The following is a 15,640-nucleotide window of genomic DNA, read 5'->3' on the forward strand; positions in this document are numbered from 1 at the left end:
CGTGACAGACCATCACGTCGATAGGAGGCATGTGGACGCGCGGCAACGCGTGAAGCTGAGCCTTACTAATCGCTCGATCGGCTTGATCCACCGCGCCTGGAGGACCGAAAGGTCCGAAGGTCGCGCCACGCGCAGCAGCAAACCTGTCTGCAGCCCTACCGTCGTTCAGACGTCCTCACTTGCAACAGCTGCCCCTTGGGCCCCGGTGACCTGGTGGTCATGGCGAGGTTCCCAACACCCGATCCCATCCCGAACTCGGCCGTGAAACACCTCAGCGCCAATGGTACTGCGTCTTAAGGCGTGGGAGAGTCGGTCGCCGCCAGGTCACCAGGGCCCAAGGACACAGCAGCTCAGCAAAACAAAACCACTTGCACCTGTCATCACCCATTCGAACGGCCCGGATCTCATGATCCGGGCTGTTCCGCGTTGTGCGCCTAGAGCATTTTCCATTCATTTGCGGTCATAGCCTGCGGCGGAAAAGTAGTTCGTACATTCAGCCGGGGTGACGGCATCGATGCACTGGCCGATGGTTGTCCAAAGATCGTCTTTGGTCCGGGCAGCGGCCTTCCTGAGCAGGCTCTTGAGCTTGGAGAATGCCATTTCGATGGGGTTGAAGTCCGGGCTGTAGGGAGGCAGGAACCGCAGTTCGGCGCCGGCGCCTTCGATGGCCTCGCGCACGGCGTCCGGTTTGTGGGCGGGCAGGTTGTCCATGACCACGACATCGCCGGGCGACAGCGTCGGCACCAGCACCTGCTCGACATAGGCCAAGAAGGCCGATGCGTTCATGGCGCCGTCGAGAACCATGGGCGCGGTGATGCCGGCAAGCCGCAACGCGCCGACGAACGTTGTGGTTTTCCAATGCCCATGCGGCACCGGGGCGCGGCAGCGTTCACCGCGTGGCGCGCGGCCACGCAGCCGCGCCATCTTGGTGGAAGCGCCGGTCTCGTCGATGAACACCAGCCGTTCAGGATCAAGCTCCGGCTGGAGATCCAACCAGGCTTGCCGCTGTTCCTGAACGTCAGGCCGCTGCTGCTCGCTTGCGTGCGCCGTTCTTTTTAAACGTCAGGCCGTGCCGGTCGAGAAGCCGCCAGACCGTGCTCTGTGCCACACGCACCCCGTGCGCTTGGTCCATGTGCGCCGCGATCTCGGCCAGAGTGATGTCGGGCGTCGCATCGACCAGTTTCAGGATCTCCGCGGCATGCGCTTCCATGCGGTGCGAATGCCGGTCACCACCGAGGGGCTTGGGCTGGACATGGCCTTCCCGCCGCCACTGGTTCATCCACTTGATCGCCGTCGAGGCCGCGACACCGAACCGCTTCGCTGCCGCCCGGCGCGATTGCCCGCTCTCAACCGCTGCGATCAAACGCTCGCGAAGGTCCTTGGAAAGAGGTGCTGTCATACCGGCTGGCCTCCTATACCAGCCCCTATCTTGAATCAGATTTCCGCACCCAAGGGAATCCCTCCCGATTCCGTCAGACCGGGAAATGCTCTAGCATGTGTGTTCCCTGACGGGTGGAAGTTTCATTGTGAGTTGATCGCGCCGAGCGAAGTGAAGCGCAATTGTGGAAGGGCGACCAGCCGCGGAAGGAAGCGTGGGTCGAAGCTTAGCAGCCTTGTCGTGCCGGCCGCCCTCACCCCGTTCCGCGCAGCATGCCCGGCAAGGTTGCCAGCCTAAGATAATGGCCAGTTTTAATTTACCGCTTTTTAAGTTCCGACTTAGTATTAGCTTCTGCCAAGGTTGCAGTGAGAAAAATAGCATCAACAACGGTGACTTGGTGGATTTCGAGTATGTTGGGATGGCCATCTGTTTTGGGGCGAGCCTTCAGCGTTCCCCGGACCATTCTCGGGGAGCGATATAGAAGATTTTAGATGAATACGAGAACAATGTTTCTGCCGCTGCACCAAACCGACCGCTGCTAAGACGGATGAAATGAAAGCTCTGTTCAACCTGAATCTTCGAACGAAGGTCTTTGCTTCGTTCGGGCTGGTTCTCCTCGTATCCGCCGGGCTGGGGCTTTTCGCCCTGGACCGCCTTGGCCAAATGAACGGCATCACGGAAGAACTGCGCGACCGCTGGCTTCCCAGCACCGCCCTTGCCGGTGAGTTCCTGACCGGTGCCAATGAATTCCGCACCTATGAATCCGGCCATGTTCAGGAGGTCGATCCCGGTCTCATGAAGGAGCGGGAGGGTTTTGCAGCGAAGCTGCTCGGACGGCTCGATGAGACCCGTGCCAAGTATGACCGCTTCACCATCACCGGCCAGGAGAGCGAGACCTACACCAAGCTCAAGAACAGCCTGGACACATACGTCAAGGCCACCCAGAAGGTCTTCGAGCTATCGAGGAACAACCGTAAGGAGGAAGCTTCCCAACTTTTCCTGAACGACTCCCGGGACGCCTTCCGTGCCCTCAAGAAGGCGGCGGAGGAGCTGGTTGCAATCAACATGCGCCACGGCCGGGAGGTTGGAAACCTGTCCCAGGACATCCACGGCACGGCTTGGACGCTCATCGTCGGCGCGATCATCCTCGCCCTCATCCTGTGCGCCTCGGCCGGCCTCTTTCTCGTCGCCTCGGTTTCGCGCCCCGTCGTCAGGCTCACGGAGATCATGGGGCGGCTTGCCAAGCGCGAGCTGGATGTGCCGGTGGACGGCCTGGATCGGCAGGACGAAATCGGCCACATTGCCCGCGCGGTGCAGGTCTTCAAGAACGGCTTGATCGAAGCCGAACGCCTTGCCGCGGAGCAGGCCGCCGAGCAGAGGGCGAAGGAGCAGCGCGCGGCCACCATCGAAAGGCTGATCGGCGGCTTCGAGGCGCAGACCGTCGAAGTGCTGGGCCGTGTCACGTCGGCTTCGACCCAGCTCGAAGGCACCGCGCAGGCGATGGCGGCCGTCGCGGATCAGAGCCAGCAGCAGGCGGCGTCTTCCGCCACCGCCGCGGAACAGACCTCGGTGAACGTCCAGACGGTGGCGAGCGCGACCGAGCAGATGACAGGGACGCTTCAGGACATTTCGCGCCAGGTCGCCCAGTCCAGCACGGTCGCGAACGCCGCCGTTCAGGAAGCCGAACAGACCAATGAAACGGTCCGTGGGCTTTCCGACGCCGCTCATCGGATCGGCGAAGTCATCGGGCTGATCCAGACCATCGCCGGCCAGACCAACCTGTTGGCGCTCAACGCGACGATCGAGGCGGCACGCGCCGGTGAGGCCGGCAAGGGCTTCGCCGTGGTCGCCAGCGAAGTGAAGAATCTCGCCAACCAGACGGCACGCGCGACGGAGGACATCACCGCCCAGGTCGCCGCCATGCAGCAGGCGACCGGTGGCGCGGTCAGCGCCATCCATGGCATCGGCAGGACGATCTCCTCGATCAACGAAATCGCCACGAGCATCGCCGGCGCCGTGGAGGAGCAAAACGCAACGACCCGGGAAATCGCCCGCAACGTTCAGCAGGCGGCGCAGGGCACCCATGAGGTTTCCGAGAACGTCGCTCTGGTGACGCAGGCGGCCACCAAGACGGGCACGGCGGCAGGCGAGGTGCTGTACGCGGCCCGGGAACTCGGTCAGCAGGCCGACACGCTGCGCAATGGGATCGAGCGTTTCCTGTCCGATATCAGGGCGGCCTGACGGCGTCCCAACCTTCGGGAGTCCGATGGCCTGAACCATCGGACTCCCGCTTGGCGCTGCCCAATCATTTCATGACGGGCGGAAACGCCAGATTCCCGTCGTTTCCTGACCCCGCAGCCAAATGAACACGCCGTCGCGATGATCGCGACGGCGTGTTCATTCGTGCTTCCCGACCGCAAGGCGCCGGGCGGTTCTGCCGACGTCCCGGCTCCCTACCGCATGCCCTTCCGGATCTTGTCCACGGTGATCGGCAGGTCACGCACCCGCACGCCGGTCGCGTGAAAGATCGCGTTGGAGAGGGCCGCCGGCACGCCGACGATGCCGATCTCGCCGACGCCCTTGGCGCCAAGCGGGTTCACCACATCGTCATGCTCCTCCACGAAGATCACGTCGATGTCGTGCACGTCGGCGTTCACCGGCACATGGTACTCGGCGAGGTCGTGGTTCATGACGCGGCCGAGCCGGTGGTCGAGCATCGCCTCCTCTTCCAGTCCCATGCCCATGCCCCAGACGACGGCGCCCAGGATCTGGCTGCGCGCGGTCTTGGGGTTGATGATGCGGCCGGCGGCGATGGCGCTGACGACGCGCGTCACCCGCACGGTGCCGAGATCCTCGTCCACCCGCACCTCCGCGAAGATGGCGGAGTGGGTGCCGAAGGCATGCTTGGACCGCTTGAGGTAATAGGGGATGGAGCGTGCCTCCTCCTCGATGGACTGCGTGCCCGAGGCGCGCATCACCTCGACGATGGCGACGCGCTTGGACGGGTCGCCGCGCAGGGACATGTGGCCGTCGGCGAAGACGACATCCTCCTCTGCGGCGTCACCGAGCGGCGAGCCCTCCATCTTGCCGGCCAGCTTTACCAGCCGGCCGCGGACCATGTCGCACACGGCCTTCACCGCCGAGCCGACGGAGGAAACGGTCCAGGACCCGCCTTCGATGGGCGCCATCGGCAGCGAGGAATCGCCGAGGTTGAAGGTCACATCCTCGATGGGCAGCCCCAACACCTCCGCCGCGATCTGCGTCATGACGGTGTAGGTGCCGGTGCCGATGTCGGCGGTCGCGCTCGCCACGGTCAGCTTGCCGTCCAGCCCCAGCACCGCGCGGGCGTTCGCCTGGCCCTGCATGGCGTCCCACACGCCGGCGGCCATGCCCCAGCCGATCAGTTCCCGCCCCTCGCGCATGGAGCGCGGTTCAAGCTTGCGCCCCGACCAGCCGAAGCGCTCCGCCCCCTGCCGGAAGCAGGCGCGCAGCTCCTTGCTGGAGAAGGGGTTGCCGCTGTTTGGGTCGATGTCCGTGTAATTCTTCAGCCGCAGCTCGACCGGATCCATGCCGAGCTTGTAGGCCAGCTCGTCCATCGCGATCTCCAGCGCCGGCACGCCGGTGGCGGCACCAGGTGCCCGCTGGTCGAGCGGGGTGTGCAGGTCGAGCCGCGACAGCTTGTAGTCCAGCCGGACGTTGTCGCACCGGTACTGCTGGCCCGACCAGTTGACGACGATCTCCACGTAATTCTCGAACTGGGAGCTTTCCTGCACCGCCTCGTGGATGATCGCCTGGAGCGTGCCGTCCTTGGAGGCGCCCAGCGCCACGCGCTGGATCGTCTCCGGCCGGTGGCCGAAGCTGAACATCTGCGGCCGCGACAGCTCGACCCGGACCGAGCGCTTCAGTTCCGTCGCCGCCAGCACCGCCATGAAGAGCTGGTGCTGCGGCCGCAGGCCCGAGCCGAAGGCGCCGCCCACGAAGGGCGAGACCACCCGCACCTGCGACTTCGACAGGTTGAAGACGTTGCAGATGTAGGTCTGGCTGTTCAGCGCGCCCTGCGTCTTGTCGTGGACGGTCAGGGTGCCGTCCTCGCCGTAGAGCACGGTGGAGGCGTGCATCTCCATCGGGTTGTGGTACTCGGCCGCCTGGGTGAATTCCAGATCGACCGTCACATCCGCGTCGGCCAGCGCCTTGTCGGCGTCGCCGCGCGGCGGCGGGGGCGGCTCGAACCCGCCCTTGTCCTTGCCGGGGGTGAATGTGTTCTCCCGGTTGGCGTGCAGGTCGGTCTGGTGCGGCTCCGCCTCATACTCCACCTCGACCAGCCGCGCGCCGTAACGGGCCAACTCCAGGCTCTCGGCGATCACCAGAGCCACGGGCTGGAGGGAGTGGACGATGCGGTCATCGTGGAGCGGCCGGAAGGGGGAGCCCTTGGGGGCGTCCTGGTCCTTCCATTTCCGGTCGAACCAGGCGAGGCTCGGCCGGTTCTCGTGGGTGAAGACCTGGACGACGCCCGGCACCTTCAGGGCCGCGGAGGTGTCGATCCGCGTGATGCGCCCCTTGGCGATGGTGCTGGAAACGATGTAGCCGTGCAGCAGGCCGGGGACGTTGAACTCGCCCGCGTATTTCGCAGCACCGGTCACCTTGAGGCGGCCGTCCACGCGGCTGACGGGCTTGCCGATCTGCGCGCCGGGCGCGTGCAGGAGGTCGGGGAAGGTCGGTTTCGCGATCATGACGGCTCCAGTCCGGCGGCTTCCTCGAAGGCGCGCAGGATGACGCTGCGCGCGAGGTCGATCTTGAAGCTGTTGTGCTCGTATCCCTTGGCGTCGCGCAGCACGGCGTCGGCCATGGCGCGGAAGCTGTCGCGCGTCGCCGGCTGCCCGGCGAGCGCCGCCTCCGCCGCGCGGTCGCGCCAGGGCTTGTGGGCAACGCCGCCCAGCGCCAGTCGCGCCTCCCGGATGGTGCCGCCGTCCAGTTCCAGCGCCACGGCCGCCGAGATCAGCGCGAAGGCGTAGGAGGCGCGGTCGCGCGCCTTCAGGTAGGTCGAATGGGCGGCGAAGCCCTGGGCCGGCAACTCTATGCCGGTGATGATCTCGTCCGCCCGCAGGGTGGTGTCGATGTGCGGCGTGTCGCCGGGCAGCCGGTGGAACTCGCCGATGGGAATGGCGCGCTCGCCGCCGGGGCCGGTCACGCGCACCGTCGCGTCGAGGGCCGCCAGCGCCACCGCCATGTCCGAGGGATGGACGGCGATGCAATGCTCGCTGACGCCGAGGATGGCGTGGATGCGGTTGACGCCGTGCAGCGCGCCGCAGCCGCTCCCCGGCTCCCGTTTGTTGCAGGGGGTGGCGGTGTCGTAGAAGTAATAGCAGCGCGTGCGCTGGAGCAGGTTGCCGCCGTTGGTCGCCATGTTGCGCAGCTGCGCCGAGGCGCCGGCCAGGATGGCCTTGGACAGCATGGGGTAGCGGGCCTGCACGCGCTCGTCGTAGGCGGTGTCGGCGTTGGTCATCAAAGCGCCCAGCCGCAGGCCGCCCTCGGCCGTCTCCTCGATGGTCTTCAGGGGCAGGCGCGTGATGTCCACCAGCCGCACGGGCCGCATCACGTCGGCCTTCATGAGGTCCAGCAGGTTGGTGCCGCCCGCGACCAGCTTCACGGTGGCATTGGCGGCGTCCGGGGCCGCCTGGTTGCCGGCGATGTCCTTGACGGCGGACTGCACGCTGTCGGCGCGCCCGTAGCTGAAGCTTCTCATCGCCGGTCGCCTCCTAAAACCTGCTCGATCGCCGCGACGATGTTGGGATAGGCGCCGCAGCGGCAGATGTTGCCGCTCATCAGCTCGCGGACGTCGTCGGCACTCTTGGCCTTGCCCTCGGACAGGAGCCCGACGGCCGAACAGATCTGCCCCGGCGTGCAGTAGCCGCACTGGAAGGCGTCATGCTCGATGAAAGCCTCCTGCATCGGATGGAGCTGCTCGCCCCTGGCCAGCCCCTCCACCGTGGTGATCTCCTTGCCCTCCTGCATCACCGCCAGCGACAGGCAGGAGTTGATGCGCTTGCCGTCCACCAGCACCGTGCAGGCGCCGCACTGGCCGTGGTCGCAGCCCTTCTTCGTCCCGGTCAGGTCGAGGTGGAGGCGCAAGGTGTCCAGCAGCGTGGTCCAGGGCGCGAGGTTCAGCGTCCGTTCGACGCCGTTGACGGTCAGGGTTATGGCGAGCGTGTCGGGTGCGTGCGGCACGCGGTCTGTGATGGTGTCTGGCATCGGAAGTCTCCGGGGGCCGGTCTTGGCGGCCGGGTGGGGGCGGCCGGTCGGGTTGGACCGGCCATGGGGTCCGGTCCTGCTCCGGCCCTCAACACCGCATGGCGCGGGATGTTGCGCCGCTCCTGTTGCGCCGCGTGGGGAATGGGCTATACGGGAACTTCCGATCCGGACCCGCATTAGACCCTCAAGGTGAACGGAGCCAGTCCACGTCATGACGTTCCATTCGATCTACCGCCAGGGCTTCGCGCGCATCGCCGCCTGCACGCTCCGCTGCCACATCGCGGATCCGGACGCCAACGCGGAAGCCATTCTGAGGGTCGCCGGCGCCTGCGACGCGCAGTCGGCGGCGCTCGCCGTCTTTCCCGAGCTGACGCTGTCCGGTTATTCCATCGAGGATCTGGTCCACCAGGACGCGCTGCTCGATGCCGTGGAGCGCGCGCTGGACCGGGTGGTCCAGGGATCGGCGGGGCTGATGCCGGTGCTGCTGGTCGGCGCGCCGCTGCGGCATGACGGGCGGGTCTACAACACGGCCTGCGTCGTCCACCGGGGCCGTCTGCTGGGCGTCGTGCCGAAGAGCTACCTGCCCACATACCGGGAATTCTACGAGCGGCGCTACTACGCGGCGGGCGGCTTCAACAACGGCGACGAGATCCAGGTCGGGCCGCATCGCGCGCCCTTCGGCACCGACCTGCTGTTCCCGGCGGAGGACGTGACCGGCTTCACCTTGGGCATCGACGTCTGCGAGGACATGTGGATTCCGATCCCGCCGAGCAGCGTCGCGGCACTCGCCGGGGCCACCGTGCTGGCGAACCTGTCGGGAAGCCCGATCACCATCGGCCGGGCGGATTCGCGCCGTCTGCTCTGCCAGTCGCAGTCCATGCGCTGCCTCGCCGCCTATGTCTACGCCGCGGCGGGGGAGGGGGAATCGACCACCGACCTGTCCTGGGACGGCCAGACCATGGTGGTCGAGAACGGCGTGGTGCTGGCGGAATCCGAACGCTTCCAGGACGGCGACCGCATCACCGTCGCCGATGTGGACCTTGACCTGCTGCGCCAGGAACGCGCGCGGATGGGCACCTTCGACGACAACCGGCGCCGCCACTCCGAGGCGACGGATTCCTTCCGCCGCGTCGCCTTCCGGCTCGAGCCGCCCATGGCTGACCTCGGGCTGAAGCGCCGGCTGGAGCGCTTCCCCTTCGTGCCCGCCGACCCCGCCCGGCTGGAGCAGGACTGCTACGAGGCCTACAACATCCAGGTCGCGGGCCTCGTCCAGCGGCTGCGCGCGGCGCGCATCAAGCGGCTGGTCATCGGCGTTTCGGGCGGGCTCGATTCCACCCAGGCGCTGATCGTCGCGGCGCGCGCCTTCGACCTGCTGGGCCGTCCGCGCACCGACATCCTCGCCTACACGCTGCCCGGCTTCGGCACCAGCGACGCCACCAAGGAGAACGCGATCCGGCTGATGACCGCGCTCGGCGTCTCGCAGCGGGAGATCGACATCCGCCCGGCCGCCCAGCGCATGCTGGAGGACATGGAGCACCCCTTCGCCCGGGGCGAGGCCGTCTATGACGTGACCTTCGAGAATGTCCAGGCGGGCCTGCGCACCGATTACCTGTTCCGCCTCGCTAACCAGCATGACGGGATCGTGCTCGGCACCGGCGACATGTCGGAACTGGCGCTGGGCTGGTGCACCTACGGCGTCGGCGACCAGATGTCGCACTACAACGTCAATTCCGGCGTGCCGAAGACGCTGATCCAGCACCTGATCCGCTGGGTCATCGCCTCGCGCCAGTTCGACGAGGCGGTGCTGACGACGCTGGGCGCGATCCTCAACACGGAGATCTCGCCCGAGCTGGTGCCGGCCGGCGCCGACGCGCAGATCCAGAGCACGGAGGCCAAGGTCGGCCCTTACGAGCTTCAGGACTTCACCCTCTTCTACACGCTGCGCTACGGCTTCCGCCCGTCGAAGATCGCCTTCCTGGCGCTGCACGCCTGGCGCGACGTGGAGGCCGGCGCCTGGCCGCCGGGCTTCCCGGCGGAGCGGCGTCACCAGTACGAGCTGGCCCACATCCGGCACTGGATGCGCGTCTTCGTGCAGCGCTTCTTCGGCTTCAGCCAGTTCAAGCGCTCCGCCATGCCGAACGGCCCGAAGGTGTCGGCCGGCGGCTCCCTTTCGCCGCGCGGCGACTGGCGCCAGCCGTCGGACAGCCCGGCGCGCGTGTGGCTGGAGGAACTGGAGCGCGAGGTGCCGGAGGCCTGACCGCCTCCGGCTCTCGGTAGGCCGGGTTAACGGACCGCCGCTTCAGGTTCCTTTTCGAAGGGCATGCCGAGCAGGCGGGGCAGGGTCAGCGCCGCCGGGTCGGCGTGGGTGTGAACACCGATCGTGATCGCCTCCTGCGGCACATCCAGCCGCAGGGTGCCGTGCAGCCGGTCCCACAGGGTCAGCCCGCTCGACCAGTTGGAATCTGCCTCCTCCGGCTGGTCGGAATGGTGGATGCCGTGCATGCGCGGGGTGACGATGAACGCCACCAGCCGGCGCTCCAGCGCGGGCGGCAGCCGCAAATTGGCGTGGTGGAAGAGGATGGAGGCGAGCAGCGCCTTCTGCCAAATTCCCAGCGCCCGAGGTCCCACCCCGATCAGCAGGATCTGCGCCGCCCGCCAGGGCACCGAGAGGGCCATTTCCGCCGCGTGGAAGCGCAACGCCGTCGTGGCGGTGAGGTCGAGGTCGGCGTGGTGGACCCGGTGCAGCCGCCACAGCCAGGGCACCCGGTGCGTCAGCACATGCCAGAGATAGAGCGTGTAGTCCATCGCCAGCACCGCCAGCGGGATCTCAGCCCAGGGCGGCAATCCGGAGCGCTTCAGCAGTCCCCAGCGCCGCTCCTCGACCAGCTCGGCCAGCGGACCGATCACCGGCTTCTGCACGATCTGGAGAGTCGCCGTGCTGACCGCCGCGACGGCGAGGTTGCGGGCGTCGTGGCGCCAGCGCGGCTCGACCTCGCGGCGCAACGGCCGGCGGCGCTCCATCCAGAGCAGCGCGCCGAACGCGCCGAAGGCCAGCCCGGCGGTCAGCCAGGGTGAAACGCGCGTCCTGCCGGCCATGCCTCATCCCTTTCCTTCACGCGGACATGAAGGGCGCAACGGTCCCGTCCGCCCGCTGTTCCCTGGGGATGCGGTCGCCGCAACGCGTTGTGCCGGCGGGCCGCCAAGAAACCAGGAGCCACTTCACCAGGAGTTCTGATCATGGCTTACGAATACGACGACAACCGCCGCCGGGGCGGCTGGCGCGACGAGGACCGCTGGGAGGACCGCTGGCAGGGTGCGGCGCGTGACGACCGCTTCCGCGACGACCTGCGCGGCGGTTTCGGCGGCACGAGCTATCGCGACAACGACGAGGTGATCGATCCCGTGGAAGCGCGGCGCGACTGGTACCGCGACAGCGGCCGGGACGCTCCCTTCGGCGAGGGCGGCTACAGCGCCCGCCGTCGCGGCCCGGACTACAATGATCGTGGCGGCTACCGGGGCGGCCAGGACAATGGCGGTTATCGGAGCGGGGGGTACCGGAGCGGCGGCCATCAGGGCAGCGACGACCGAGGCTTCTTCGAGCGGGCCGGCGACGAGATGGCGTCCTGGTTCGGCAGCGAGGAGGCGGAGCGCCGCCGCCGCATGGACGCGATGCGCGGCGATTCCGGCGCCCAGCACCACCGTGGCCGCGGCCCGCGCGGCTACACCCGCTCCGACGAGCGCATCCGCGAGGACATCAACGACCGGCTGACCGACGATCCCTACATCGACGCGACCGAAGTCGATGTCAGCGTCAGCGGCGGCGAGGTCACCCTGTCCGGCACGGTGGACCACCGCGACGCCAAGCGCCGCGCCGAGGACATCGCTGAGTCCGTCTCCGGTGTCCGCCACGTGCAGAACAACCTGCGCGTCCAGCAGCAGGGCCAGCAGGGCATGCACGGCACCGGCGGTACGACGGCCGGCGCCTCGGCCATGGCCGGCATGGGCTCCGGCTTCGGATCCGGCACGGGGAGTGGGTCTGGGACTGAGACCGGCATGGGCGGCGGCATGGGCTCGGGCACCGGAACCATGCCGGTGACCGGCGCTAATGCCGGCGGCAAGGTCACCAGCCAGAGCTGATCGCCAAAGACCGACGAAGATATCGATGGCCTCCGCGCTCGTGAAGCGGAGGCCCTCCGAACCGCGCCGGGAAACCCGGCGCGGTTCGGTTTGCGTGCCCGCCCAACAAAGCCATCGTCCACTTCAGGATGGAACAGGCCTCGCCGGTCATGGAGATTCCTGACCACCAGCGCGGATCGCTCGGTCACAAGCCTGGACGGCGTTCTCGGATGCCGCCCGCCACTCCCCGATCATCTGGCGCAGCTCGTGCCATTCCTCCGGCGATCCCAGCGCGATCAGGGGCTCCTCGCGGAGGCGCCGGATCTCATCGACCATGGCCAGCACCGTGACCGGATGGACCATCGCCATGTAGCGCATGTATGGAGCGCTCATGGGCTTGTCGGCCAGGGCGGCGCGGGCCGCGGCATCCAGCCGGTCCAAAGTGGCATCATCGAGATCCCGAGCCTGATCCATCATCCACTCCACCGTGACGCGGGCGAACAAATTACCACGACGCCAAGGCACCTTGCTGTCCGGGAAAATTCGTTACGTCACGAAATTAGGTGGCATCATCCCGGCCACGCCGTTTGCACCGCCGTTTGATTTCCTCTGACAAGCCAAGCACCGTCATGAGGTTCACCTCCCTTTGTTCGACGAGCAAAGGCACATGATCGCCGACGTGGCCCGCCGGACCGGCTCGGCAAGCGGCGTTAGGGCCTGTATCCGTGTCCCGCAATGCCCTCCGGTCACCACCGTCTCCAGCAGCGCCGGGGACCATGTCGCGAGTTCAGAGGAACGTCAGCGAGAAGCCCGCAGGCGGCTCGTAGCTGTTCCAGAACTCCTTCAATTCGGCCGAGGCGAACTGAAGGTCGAACTGCGGTGTGCCGTCACCGCTGTTTCGGAAGAGAAAAAGCTCCTCCTTCCCGTTCCCGTCCAGGTCGGTGATGCTCCAGATCGGGATGTTGAAGCCCTCATCGAGCGGCAACACAGTGTCCAATTCGGGAATGCTGATCTGTGGGCCGTGGAAATCGACGATCTGGTACTTTCCGTCCCCATTGAAGTCCGCGAAGTCGAAAACGTCCTCTTATGAGGGAATGAAGCCGGTGAACTCGGGTTGCTCCCGATCGGCGAACAGCAGGACGCCAGGCTTCCGAGGTCCGGGCTCCGGATTGGAGGCATCCCACGGATACAGGACCAGGATTTCCTCGTCCCCGTTGCCGTCGGCGTCCAACGAAAATTTCAATGGGCTGTTTTCGACGGGCTCCTCAAGGACGATGCGCTTGCGCCCATCCTTGATCGTCACTTCGTTCGTCCGTGCGTCCCATACGACGACCTCGTCGGCACCGTCACCGTCATGGTCCAGGACCACGAAGGCTTCGGTCGCGTCCAGGTCGAGTTTTTCAAAGGCGCGTTGCTCGCGGCGGGTCGCCAGATGGATGTCCATCTCGCCGGTCTGCGCGTCGTAGGATATGATCTCGTCTTTCCCATTGCCGTCGAAGTCAGCGGAAAAGACCTGTCTTCCAGCCGGTATCCCGATCTCCGGGTCCTTGCAGGCGGAACTCGACAGGACACGGAGGGTGCTCCCGTCATCGCTCACGAGGACCGGATCGTCTCGGCCGTCACCGTCGTAGTCGAACCCTCTGGTCATGCTTCCCCCCAATTGTTCAGCGCGCTGACAGACACGAAGTTTTCATCGGGACGTGGTCGAAGGCAGGCCGGAAAAGGAGCGCTCGACGCTCCGGTCGAGGGGGCAAACCATTCGAAAGGGTGGCTGATCTGTTACGGCAAACGGTGTGGGCATGCGGAGCGCACCCGTTGGAACGATACCGAGCGCGGTGTCGTCCCAACATCTCTTTGCCATGGCTGCGGGCCGCCCGTACCGGGCGGGCCGCAGCCATGGCTCGTGGTTCTACCGAGCGACGCCGGTCAGCCCAGCAGCCCGAAGTCATCGTAGGAGATGCGGTCGAAGCCCAGCCCGTAGACGGGCGAGCTCGACGACAGGCTGTAATCATTCGCACCCGGATTGACGAAGTTCGGGTTCAACGTCACGGAACCCTCATCGTAACCCGCGGCCTGCCAGTCCGACAGATCGCCCTCGGCTCCGCTCGCCATCACCTGCGGCCAGGCGTCGAAGAGATCCTCGGACGTGTTCAGGCTGCTGTAGAAGTTGTCGTGAATGTTCCCGACGTCGGCCGGTCCGTAGATGTGGACGGCAGTGCCATCCCTCACATCGACGATGTTCCCCGAGATGTCGTTGCCGCTCATCTCCTTGCCCTTCCAGCCGCCCCAGGCGACGTCCTGCTGGAGACCGATCTGGGCGCCGCTGTTGTCGGCGATCACGTTCTCGGTGACCTTGTTGTCCCAGCCGCCATGCAGGAACACACCGCCGATGTTGCCGTGGACGAGGTTGCCCTCGACCGTGGCGCCGCTGGTCCAGTCATCGAGGTAGATGCCCCAGCTTGACACGTCGCCCGAGGGGTTGGTCGCCGTGGTGCCGGTCACCTCGTTGTTGATGACGGTGTGGCCGGTCAGATCCTGCTGACGGTTGATCAGGTAGATGCCGCCACCGTCGTCCGATTCCAGGTTGGCGTTGATCACCTCGTTGTAGGCGATGGTCGCCCGGTAGGTCGCGTCGCTGCCCGTTGTTTCGACCGAGCCGACGGCGATGGCTTTTTCCGGCGAGTTCTCGATCCGGTTGTGCGTGACCTCGACGTCGTTGCTGCCGTTGACCCAGATGCCGGCGTCACCACGGTCGGCCGAGTTCGGATGCTTGATGAGGTTGTCGGACACGACCGTGGAATCGGAGCCGGCCTTGACGTAGATGGCCTCGGCGCCGGTGCGGTCGAACTGGTTGCCCACGACCCGGCTGTCGGCGCTGTTCTGCACCGTGATACCGTAGCCGCCACCCTCCACGACATTGTTCGCGAAGGTCAAGCCGGCGGCATTGTCGGCGAAGACATAGTGTCCGTCCGAACGGCCGTCGGTGAAGGTCAGGCCTTCGATGGTCACGTTCTTGGCGCCGCCGAGTCCGATCGACACCGAAGCCTGCGAGCCGCTGTGGATCACCGCCTGCTCGTTGCCGTAGCTGGTGAAGGTCACGCCGGAGTCCTGGCCTTCCAGCCAGAGCACGTTCTCCTGGTGGTAGTCGCCACCGCGCACATACGTCGTGTCGATGTCGCTCGACCGCATGGCGGACTGGGCCTTCTCCAGGGAGGAAAACGGGCCATCGGTGCCGTCTGCGTTGGGGGCCGCCAGCTTGCCGGACCAGCTGTCGTTGCCGTTCTCGGCGACGTAGTAGCCCGGGCCGGTCGGCTTGGGCACGGTGGGCGTGGACACGGTGGGCGTGGACTCGTCCGCAGTCCCATCGGCGATCGTCTCGGCGGGAGGCGTCACGCCGTCTTCGGAGAAGTAGCTCTTGTCGGCTTCGACGATCAGCGTGCCGTTCCACCACATGTCGGCCCGTCCGTCGACGACGTCGCGGCCGTCCAGAGCGCCCTTGTCGTAGGAAACGATGTCGTCGCTCGCCAGGACCGACTCACCATTGATGGTGATCTCACTGACGGTCAGAGTGCGGTCCTTTCCGTTCACGATTCCGTCGTTGTCGTACTGAACCTGCACCTTGTGGGGCTGGTTCTCCGCGAGATCCGTCTTGAAGACGAAGTCCTTGGCCGTGGCACCCGTGGTGCCCTCGCCGATCTTCTTGCCGTCGACCAGCAGGTCGAAATGCGCGTCGGCGACGCCCTTGGCGGTCACGATGATGGACGAGTTCCCGGAGGTCGTGGCCATTGATCCGTATCCTTTGTCATTTCGATGCGGCGCCACAATGGTCAAGACGGTTGGGGCATTTGTGAGCCATTTTTCACGAAAACCACGATTAGGTAGTAAAAACCGTGATAT

The 15,640-nt window shown here is 66.3% G+C and carries 12 protein-coding genes and 2 rRNA genes; 5 read left to right on the top strand and 9 right to left on the bottom strand.

Going from position 1 to position 15,640, the window contains the following annotated elements; translation table 11 throughout:
* Together JUB11_RS04145 and rrf are read left to right on the top strand one after the other, a co-directional pair.
* A 23S ribosomal RNA gene (locus JUB11_RS04145) occupies positions 1 to 90 on the top strand; the annotation flags it as partial.
* A gap of 119 nt (positions 91 to 209) precedes the next feature.
* Positions 210 to 325: ribosomal RNA gene (gene rrf, locus JUB11_RS04150) — 5S ribosomal RNA — on the top strand.
* Positions 326 to 450: 125 nt separating this feature from the next.
* Here the strand turns inward: rrf and JUB11_RS04155 are convergent.
* A protein-coding gene (locus tag JUB11_RS04155) for an IS630 family transposase (protein ID WP_247886833.1) occupies positions 451 to 1,399 on the bottom strand; the annotation gives its coding sequence in 2 pieces (ribosomal slippage) (positions 451 to 1,051 and positions 1,050 to 1,399; 951 coding nt in all).
* A gap of 531 nt (positions 1,400 to 1,930) precedes the next feature.
* Between JUB11_RS04155 and JUB11_RS04160 the strand changes: the two genes are divergently transcribed.
* Positions 1,931 to 3,619 (top strand): methyl-accepting chemotaxis protein, encoded by a 1,689-nt coding sequence (locus JUB11_RS04160; protein ID WP_207456417.1) that lies wholly within the window; start codon positions 1,931 to 1,933, stop codon positions 3,617 to 3,619.
* Between the two features lie 212 nt (positions 3,620 to 3,831).
* Here JUB11_RS04160 and JUB11_RS04165 read toward each other — a convergent pair whose 3' ends face one another.
* From JUB11_RS04165 to JUB11_RS04175, 3 genes are read right to left on the bottom strand one after another with little or no spacing between them, the layout of a single operon-like run.
* Complete coding sequence (locus JUB11_RS04165) at positions 3,832 to 6,108, bottom strand: xanthine dehydrogenase family protein molybdopterin-binding subunit (protein WP_207456418.1); 2,277 nt, start codon at positions 6,106 to 6,108, stop codon at positions 3,832 to 3,834.
* Complete coding sequence (locus tag JUB11_RS04170; protein ID WP_207456420.1) at positions 6,105 to 7,121, bottom strand: xanthine dehydrogenase family protein subunit M; 1,017 nt, start codon at positions 7,119 to 7,121, stop codon at positions 6,105 to 6,107. Before JUB11_RS04170 ends, JUB11_RS04165 begins: the two co-directional genes overlap by 4 nt.
* Complete coding sequence (locus tag JUB11_RS04175) at positions 7,118 to 7,627, bottom strand: 2Fe-2S iron-sulfur cluster-binding protein (RefSeq protein ID WP_207456422.1); 510 nt, start codon at positions 7,625 to 7,627, stop codon at positions 7,118 to 7,120. Before JUB11_RS04175 ends, JUB11_RS04170 begins: the two co-directional genes overlap by 4 nt.
* Before the next feature lie 211 nt (positions 7,628 to 7,838).
* On the opposite strand from JUB11_RS04175, the gene JUB11_RS04180 reads away from it, so the two are divergent.
* Positions 7,839 to 9,884, top strand: a complete 2,046-nt coding sequence (locus JUB11_RS04180) for an NAD(+) synthase (protein ID WP_207456423.1) — start codon at positions 7,839 to 7,841, stop codon at positions 9,882 to 9,884.
* Between the two features lie 26 nt (positions 9,885 to 9,910).
* Here JUB11_RS04180 and JUB11_RS04185 read toward each other — a convergent pair whose 3' ends face one another.
* On the bottom strand, positions 9,911 to 10,723 hold the full coding sequence (locus tag JUB11_RS04185) for a sterol desaturase family protein (RefSeq protein ID WP_207456424.1): 813 nt from the start codon (positions 10,721 to 10,723) through the stop codon (positions 9,911 to 9,913).
* Between the two features lie 141 nt (positions 10,724 to 10,864).
* Here JUB11_RS04185 and JUB11_RS04190 point away from each other — a divergent pair, with 141 nt between their 5' ends.
* On the top strand, positions 10,865 to 11,764 hold the full coding sequence (locus tag JUB11_RS04190) for a BON domain-containing protein (protein ID WP_207456425.1): 900 nt from the start codon (positions 10,865 to 10,867) through the stop codon (positions 11,762 to 11,764).
* Between the two features lie 147 nt (positions 11,765 to 11,911).
* On the opposite strand, the gene JUB11_RS04195 is transcribed toward JUB11_RS04190, so the two are convergent.
* From JUB11_RS04195 to JUB11_RS04210, 4 genes are all read right to left on the bottom strand, one after another.
* Positions 11,912 to 12,220, bottom strand: coding sequence for a hypothetical protein (locus tag JUB11_RS04195; protein ID WP_207456426.1), 309 nt, complete (start codon positions 12,218 to 12,220; stop codon positions 11,912 to 11,914).
* 310 nt (positions 12,221 to 12,530) lie between these two features.
* Entirely contained in the window at positions 12,531 to 12,728 is a 198-nt protein-coding gene (locus JUB11_RS04200) for a hypothetical protein (protein ID WP_207456427.1), read from the bottom strand.
* 99 nt (positions 12,729 to 12,827) lie between these two features.
* Positions 12,828 to 13,391, bottom strand: a complete 564-nt coding sequence (locus JUB11_RS04205) for a hypothetical protein (RefSeq protein ID WP_207456428.1) — start codon at positions 13,389 to 13,391, stop codon at positions 12,828 to 12,830.
* A gap of 278 nt (positions 13,392 to 13,669) precedes the next feature.
* Positions 13,670 to 15,529 (bottom strand): carbohydrate-binding domain-containing protein, encoded by a 1,860-nt coding sequence (locus JUB11_RS04210; protein WP_207456429.1) that lies wholly within the window; start codon positions 15,527 to 15,529, stop codon positions 13,670 to 13,672.
* Between the last annotated feature and the right edge of the window lie 111 nt (positions 15,530 to 15,640).

The sequence above is a fragment of the Azospirillum sp. SYSU D00513 genome (assembly GCF_017356015.1).
In the GTDB taxonomy this organism is placed as follows: Bacteria; Pseudomonadota; Alphaproteobacteria; order Azospirillales; family Azospirillaceae; genus Azospirillum.

What these genes read in the sequence shown, in the direction of transcription:
- JUB11_RS04160 (WP_207456417.1), top strand. Translation starts at nt 1,931, where the DNA reads ATGAAAGCTCTGTTCAACCTGAATCTTCGAACGAAGGTCTTTGCTTCG.
- JUB11_RS04165 (WP_207456418.1), bottom strand. Translation starts at nt 6,108, where the DNA reads ATGATCGCGAAACCGACCTTCCCCGACCTCCTGCACGCGCCCGGCGCG.
- JUB11_RS04170 (WP_207456420.1), bottom strand. Translation starts at nt 7,121, where the DNA reads ATGAGAAGCTTCAGCTACGGGCGCGCCGACAGCGTGCAGTCCGCCGTC.
- JUB11_RS04175 (WP_207456422.1), bottom strand. Translation starts at nt 7,627, where the DNA reads ATGCCAGACACCATCACAGACCGCGTGCCGCACGCACCCGACACGCTC.
- JUB11_RS04180 (WP_207456423.1), top strand. Translation starts at nt 7,839, where the DNA reads ATGACGTTCCATTCGATCTACCGCCAGGGCTTCGCGCGCATCGCCGCC.
- JUB11_RS04185 (WP_207456424.1), bottom strand. Translation starts at nt 10,723, where the DNA reads ATGGCCGGCAGGACGCGCGTTTCACCCTGGCTGACCGCCGGGCTGGCC.
- JUB11_RS04190 (WP_207456425.1), top strand. Translation starts at nt 10,865, where the DNA reads ATGGCTTACGAATACGACGACAACCGCCGCCGGGGCGGCTGGCGCGAC.
- JUB11_RS04195 (WP_207456426.1), bottom strand. Translation starts at nt 12,220, where the DNA reads ATGATGGATCAGGCTCGGGATCTCGATGATGCCACTTTGGACCGGCTG.
- JUB11_RS04205 (WP_207456428.1), bottom strand. Translation starts at nt 13,391, where the DNA reads ATGACCAGAGGGTTCGACTACGACGGTGACGGCCGAGACGATCCGGTC.
- JUB11_RS04210 (WP_207456429.1), bottom strand. Translation starts at nt 15,529, where the DNA reads ATGGCCACGACCTCCGGGAACTCGTCCATCATCGTGACCGCCAAGGGC.